Consider the following 2,242-nt stretch of genomic DNA (forward strand, 5'->3'; position numbering starts at 1 on the left):
GCGGCCTCACCGGGATGGCCACTGACCCAGACATCGTCGCCCACCCGGGCAGCGTCGCGCCGCAGCGCCTGGCCTGCCGGCACCCAGCCCATCGCGGTGATCGAGATCGACAGCGGACCGCGCGTGGTATCGCCGCCGATCAGGGCGATGCCATGGGCATCGGCCAGAGCGAAGAAGCCATCGGCAAACGCCTCGATCCAATCCGGATCGGCCTCTGGCAGCGACAGGGCCAGCGTGCACCAGGCCGGCTGCGCGCCCATCGCGGCCAGATCGGACAGGTTCACCGCCAGCGCCTTCCAGCCGATATCGGCCGGCAGCGTCTCGGGCGGGAAATGCACGCCGGCGTTGAGCGTATCGGCGGTCACCACCAGCTGCTGCCCGGGCGGCAGCTGCAGCAGCGCCGCGTCATCGCCGATGCCCAGCGCGATGTCCGCGCGCGCACGGGTACGCGCGGCGATCCGCTCGATCAGGCCAAACTCGTCAAGGCTCACTTCATCAACTCCCGCAAACGACAACGCCGGTGCCGATGATGCCGGCCCCGGCGCGTTCAGGGTGAAACGGCGGCACCGCCGCCGTCGGCTTACTGGCCCGATTCGGTCTTGCGCCATTCCAGCGCGGCACGGTCGAGCACGCCGTTGACGTAGGTGTGGCCGTGTTCGGAACCGAAACGCTTGGCGGTTTCGATCGCCTCGTTGATCACCACCCGGTACGGCACGTCCAGGCGGTAGCGCAGCTCGTAGGCCGCTACGCGCAGCACCGCACGTTCGATCGCATCGACTTCTTCCACCCCACGGTCGACAAACGGCGCCAGCGCCTCATCGATGTCGCGGCGGTTGTCCAGCACGCCACGCAGCAGGTTCTCGAAGTACGCCAGATCGGCGATTTCATGGGCCTGCTCGTGCGCGAACTGCGCCAGCAGCGAGTCGGCGTTGCCACCGGAAATCTGCCAGGCGTAGATCGCCTGCAGGGCGCGGCGGCGTGCGCGCGAACGCAGCACCGGATCGATACCGTCGCGACGGACCGGCTTTCCGGCGGGCCTGCCGTTGTTCTTGTTGTTCATGGCAGCTGTTCCAGAAGATTGACCATTTCCAATGCCGCCAAAGCGACTTCCTCCCCCTTGTTGCCGTGGCTGCCGCCGGCGCGCGCCTCGGCATCCTCCACCCGCTCCACCGCCAGCACGCCATTGAGCACCGGTACGCCAAAGTCCAGCTGCGTGCGCATCAGGCCCTCGGCACAACGGTCGGCTACGTGTTCGTAGTGGCGGGTATCGCCGCGGATCACACAGCCCAGTGTGATGATCGCCGCATGCTGGCCGGCGGCGGCCAGCCGCGCGGCCACCAGCGGGACTTCCCACGCGCCCGGCACCCGCACCACATCGATGGCGTCCTCGCCGATACCGTTGCCGGCCAGGCTCTGCCGCGCGCCGGCCACCATCGCATCGGTGATGCGGGCGTTCCAGCGGCTGGCGATGATGGCAAAACGGGCCGATCCGGCCGGGCGGAGGTCGCCTTCGTAGTGGCTCATGGGGTGCGGGGGTCCAAAAGGTGGGTAAGTTTAACGCGTCAGTACCGCTTGCCGGCCGTTACGGGACCGGCACCTGCACGGTTTCGACGATTTCCAGGCCATATCCGGCCAGTCCGATCTGCCGGCGCGGGGTGCCCAGCACCCGCAGCTTGCCCAGGCCAAGGTCGGCCAGGATCTGCGCGCCGGCGCCATTGCGCCGCCACTGGCCGACATCCTTGCTCTTGCCTGCGGTTTCATCCTGGGCGCGGATCCGGGCCAGCAGCGCATCGGTATCGCGCGGTGCCGAGAGCACCACCATCACCCCGCTGCCGGCCGCATCGATCGCGCGCAGCGCGTCGGTATTGGCCACGCCGAAGTCCTCCCGCCGCCAGTGCAGCAGATCGGCCAGCGGGTTTTCCACCTGCACCCGCACCAGGGTCGGGGTGGCCTTGTCCGGGGTGCCGCGGACCAGCGCGAAATGCAGGTCGTGGGCGATCCGGTCACGGTAGGTGATCAGCTGGAACGGGCCGAACTCGGTGCTGATGCCGCGCTCGTCCACGCGCTCGACGGTGTGCTCGGTGGCCAGCCGGTAGGCGATCAGGTCGGCGATCGAGCCGATCTTCAGGCCATGCTCGCGGGCGAACACCTCCAGCTCCGGGCGGCGCGCCATGGTGCCGTCGGCATTGAGGATTTCCACCAGCACGCCGGCCGCTTCCAGCCCGGCCATGCGCGGCAGGTC

4 protein-coding genes are annotated in these 2,242 nt (G+C 68.9%); all 4 read right to left on the reverse strand.

The genetic code is table 11. From position 1 onward, the window contains the following. Positions 1 to 491, reverse strand: a 491-nt coding sequence (gene thiL / locus JCM9942_RS14345; protein ID WP_089153182.1) for a thiamine-phosphate kinase, incomplete at its 3' end; no start/stop codon positions are given. A gap of 89 nt (positions 492 to 580) precedes the next feature. Beyond that, complete coding sequence (nusB, locus tag JCM9942_RS14350; RefSeq protein ID WP_054660513.1) at positions 581 to 1,060, reverse strand: transcription antitermination factor NusB; 480 nt, start codon at positions 1,058 to 1,060, stop codon at positions 581 to 583. Beyond that, the gene (gene ribH / locus JCM9942_RS14355) at positions 1,057 to 1,524 is read right to left on the reverse strand and encodes a 6,7-dimethyl-8-ribityllumazine synthase (RefSeq protein ID WP_054660515.1); all 468 of its coding nucleotides are present in this window, start codon (positions 1,522 to 1,524) and stop codon (positions 1,057 to 1,059) included. The genes nusB and ribH overlap by 4 nt, the downstream gene beginning before the upstream one ends. Positions 1,525 to 1,582: 58 nt before the next feature. Then, a partial coding sequence (locus JCM9942_RS14360) for a 3,4-dihydroxy-2-butanone-4-phosphate synthase (RefSeq protein WP_172675135.1) occupies positions 1,583 to 2,242 on the reverse strand: 660 nt, incomplete at its 5' end.

Source organism: Stenotrophomonas pictorum JCM 9942, assembly GCF_001310775.1.
GTDB classification, from domain to species: Bacteria; Pseudomonadota; Gammaproteobacteria; order Xanthomonadales; family Xanthomonadaceae; genus Stenotrophomonas; species Stenotrophomonas pictorum.

Coding starts and splice junctions, on each gene's coding strand:
- ribH (WP_054660515.1), bottom strand. CDS start 1,524: ATGAGCCACTACGAAGGCGACCTCCGCCCGGCCGGATCGGCCCGTTTT.
- nusB (WP_054660513.1), bottom strand. CDS start 1,060: ATGAACAACAAGAACAACGGCAGGCCCGCCGGAAAGCCGGTCCGTCGC.